Origin of the sequence: Pseudanabaena sp. 'Roaring Creek', assembly GCF_001402795.1 — a bacterium.
Classification (GTDB): domain Bacteria; phylum Cyanobacteriota; class Cyanobacteriia; order Pseudanabaenales; family Pseudanabaenaceae; genus Pseudanabaena.
On record NZ_LIRE01000221.1, the window covers coordinates 1 to 3667 of the forward strand.

2 protein-coding genes and 1 pseudogene are annotated in these 3667 nt (G+C 41.5%); all 3 read right to left on the bottom strand.

The annotated features are described in order from the left end of the window. Nucleotides 1–209: 209 nt before the first annotated feature. The gene (locus tag AC805_RS07245; protein WP_055074796.1) at nt 210–1814 is read right to left on the bottom strand and encodes a histidine kinase dimerization/phosphoacceptor domain -containing protein; all 1605 of its coding nucleotides are present in this window, start codon (nt 1812–1814) and stop codon (nt 210–212) included. Next, on the bottom strand, nt 1807–3195 hold the full coding sequence (locus AC805_RS07250; protein ID WP_055074797.1) for a TldD/PmbA family protein: 1389 nt from the start codon (nt 3193–3195) through the stop codon (nt 1807–1809). The genes AC805_RS07245 and AC805_RS07250 overlap by 8 nt, the downstream gene beginning before the upstream one ends. A 397-nt stretch (nt 3196–3592) precedes the next feature. Next, nucleotides 3593–3667: pseudogene (locus tag AC805_RS27295) on the bottom strand (photosystem II protein D1); the annotation flags it as partial.

Genomic DNA, 3667 nt, shown 5'->3' on the forward strand with positions numbered 1-3667 from the left:
TATAGATAATTCAAATAAAAACTACAGCTTCGACTTCGCTCAGCTAGCTTACACCGAGGGCTGAGCGAAGTCGAAGCCCGTCTACAAGTTATTTAAAACGACTATAAGTCGATTGACTGTAGCGATAGCAGATAGGAAAACTCCAAAAGTCAATAAGCGGTGAGAATTGCCGCCTATTGACTTTTGGAGTTTATTGTCGAGAGCCTCTATCAACTTGTCTGCAAAGTAAAATGGAAGCTAGTACCAATAGAACAGGATAAATCTAGATTTGCTCTCAATTGCTGCGTTAAAATCCTCACTAATCTTAATCCAAGAGAAGTTGTCGCTTTAAAATCAACAGTCTGCGGAAGCCCAATTCCATTATCACGAATAATTAAATGCAAAATACGATCTTCTATAGAATTATATAAAACCACTTCAATTAGACCCTTATTGTGATTTGGGAATGCATATTTAAAGGCATTAGTTAATAATTCATTCACAATCAACCCCATCGAAATTGCCGTGTCAATATTTAACAATGTGGGCTTAATATCTAACTTTAATTCAATATCGCTAGCATTAAAGTTTGTGGAACTATAGAGATTCACAACTAACCGCTGGAGATATTCACAAAAATCAACCTTATCCACATCCTGAGACTGATATAACTGTTCGTGGATGAGTGACATTGTATGAATCCGTCGCTGACTATCGGAAAGGGATTTCAGGGCTTCCACATCGCTGACATGACGAGCTTGCATTGATAACAAACTATCAACTACACTTAGATTATTTTTAACTCGATGATGAACTTCTCTTAACAGGACTTCCTTCTCAGCAAGGGATGATTGTAATCTCGTTTCTACTTCTTTTAATTCCGTAATATCCGATGCCGCACCAATAATTTGCTTCACACTACCATCATCATTATGCAAGAAAATAGTTTCCTGACTGTAAAACCATTTCCATTTGCCATGAATATCTTTCATGCGATACTCAATAACAAATAGGTCTTCCATTTTGTTATCGCGAATATCTTGATAGTGTTCGTTGACCTTAGGTAAATCATCGGGATGAATAATGCTGGAAATCATTGATTCCCCCATTGCTTGTATTTCTGAAGGAGTATAGCCCAGCAAATGGGTAATTGCTTGATTGCAGTAAATATTACGACTTTCTTCAATATCGTAGATATAGAGAATATTAGGAGTCGTATCGGCGATGCGTTGAATGAATTGTTGGCTACTTTTGAGGGCTTGCTCTGCTTGCTTGCGCGTTAAAGCGATCGCAATATAAGTAACAATAGTTTGGGTTAACTGGACTTCTTCTTCAGTGAACTGTCTCGGTATATCAAAATAAGCAACTATGTCGCCTAAATGTCGATGCTCATACTCTAGGGGAAATACGGCTAAGGCTCCGATATTTTCATCATGGCAAATCCTTTGTAAAGTCCGATCGCTAGGTAATACGGCACAGTAAGGAAAAGTACGATGTTTTAATTCTTCGCGATTGTCAAAGCCTTCAAAAAAATTCTCGATTTCCCGCTGGTATTCTTGACTAATCCCTACGGATTCTCGGTAACGCAGACAATGCCTAGAGTCATTAGTGAGTATCGCGGCTCGGGAAATCCGTAGAGCAGGACAAATGCCATTGAGAGCAATTTGATAGATTTCATTAATAGTCTGAGCCGCATTCAAAGCTGAGACAAAATCACACATCAACCTTAATCGCGTCAACTGCAAGTTGAGTCGATCTTCTGCTATCTGCTGATTGGCGATCGTCTGCACCAACTGAAAATTAACTTCTCTGAGTTCAGTTTTTACTCTAGCCATGGTGCTCGCCTCCCACAATCGCATTCTTGATTCTCAAACTTGGGGAACCACAGCCAACAGCCAAACCACTTTGTCCGCCCTTGCCACAGCCTCCCGACTCGTCCCATATAAAGTCATTACCGATCGCCTCAATATCCGCCAAAGTCTCAAAGGCATTGCCTGAGATGGTGACATCTTTTACGGGTTCAGCAATTTTTCCATGACGAATCATCCAAGCCTCACCTGCGGTAAAGGTAAACATTTCACCATTGGTCATTCCTCCCTGCCAATTCCTGGCATACACACCGATCGGAATGTCATTAAACAAGTCAGCAACAGGAATATTTCCTCTGGCAATCCAAGTATTAGTCATGCGGACAATTGGAGGATAGTGATAATCCAAACAGCGAGCATTGCCTGTAACCTTTTCACCCAACTTTCCCGCAGTTTCTCGCGAATGTAATCTACCAACTAATACTCCATCGGCAATTAACTGAGTTGTAGTTGCTGCTACACCTTCATCGTCATACAGATAACTGCCACGATGTTCGGCAATGTCCGCCCCATCAAAAATCTGTAAATCAGGCGAACCAAATTTTCGACCAAGGCTCATAGTTTCTAACATGTCAGGATTTTCATAGAGCATATCAGCCTCCGAAAGATGCCCAAAAGCCTCGTGAACGAACAATCCTGCTAAAATCGGGTCAATTACAACTGTATAACTATTACCCCGCACCATTGGTAGATCCAAGGCTGTAACGGCTCGCTGAGCCGCACCGATTACTTGTGGCTCTAAATTCAGCAGATCGCCATAGGCTCGTCTGGAACCAAAGGTTTCTCGACCAGTTTGAACGATATCCCCATTTCTGGCGATCGCCGAAGCTCTTAATTCCCAGTCAGCCCATTCTTGCTCGATCGTCGTCCCCTCGGAGGTTACTAATAAAACTTGCTGCGTGCAATCCCCATAGCGGACTGAAGTACTCACTACGCGATCGGAAACCGATCGCAAAATATCACTGTAATGAGTGCAAAGATTTTTTTTATCAATCAGGGGAATCTGTTGGGGATTTTCTTTAATGAGGGATACTTTTGCCTGTAAAGGTTCGACTGCTGCTAATAAGGTTTCGGCGTTACCTACCCATTTTGCTGCTGCGATCGCTTCTTTGATTTTTAGTTCTAAACTATCTAGATCGTTAAAGCTAGCAAATCCCCAGCCACCTCGATGACAAGCCCTCACCTGTCCGCCGAGTGAGATCCCTGTACTCAAGGTTTCGACCTTGCCACTGCGTAAAAAAATATCAGCCCCTTGCGATCGTTCTAATCGAATCGCAAAAAAATCTACCTGAGACTTATATTTACTAACCAAGTCCAAAATGCGATCTTTAACTTGCCATATATGCATATACAAAGCTCACAGGAAAAGCTATTTACGCGTTCTCTTTTGAATTATCGCACAAAAATATCGTCTTTATAGATAAATTAGGTATAACTCTAGTCAGGTTAATTAAAGCAAAAAAAGAGAGTTGTGTTATAAAACACCGCCACTAACATTAGAACAAATCAAAACCCCAAAGATGGGGAGCGGCGCTTCGCGCCGCGCCCCATCTTTGGGGTTTTGATATCCTAAGCAAACCTTACAGCACAATAAATATAGCTTTAAGACATAAAAACCAGAAGAGTGTTGCGGCGCAACACTCTTCTGGTTTTTGTCCTAACATAACTGGCTAATGCTATAAAAAAGCTCCCCTTACGGAGAGCTTTTTTATTTATCTAGATTTGGACTAGAACATCACTCGGAATTAACCGTTGATAGCAGGAGCAGCCATTGCAACAGGTGCTACATCAACAGCAGCCAAATCGAGAGGGAAGTTGTG

What these genes read in the sequence shown, in the direction of transcription:
- AC805_RS07245 (WP_055074796.1), bottom strand. Translation starts at nt 1,814, where the DNA reads ATGGCTAGAGTAAAAACTGAACTCAGAGAAGTTAATTTTCAGTTGGTG.
- AC805_RS07250 (WP_055074797.1), bottom strand. Translation starts at nt 3,195, where the DNA reads ATGCATATATGGCAAGTTAAAGATCGCATTTTGGACTTGGTTAGTAAA.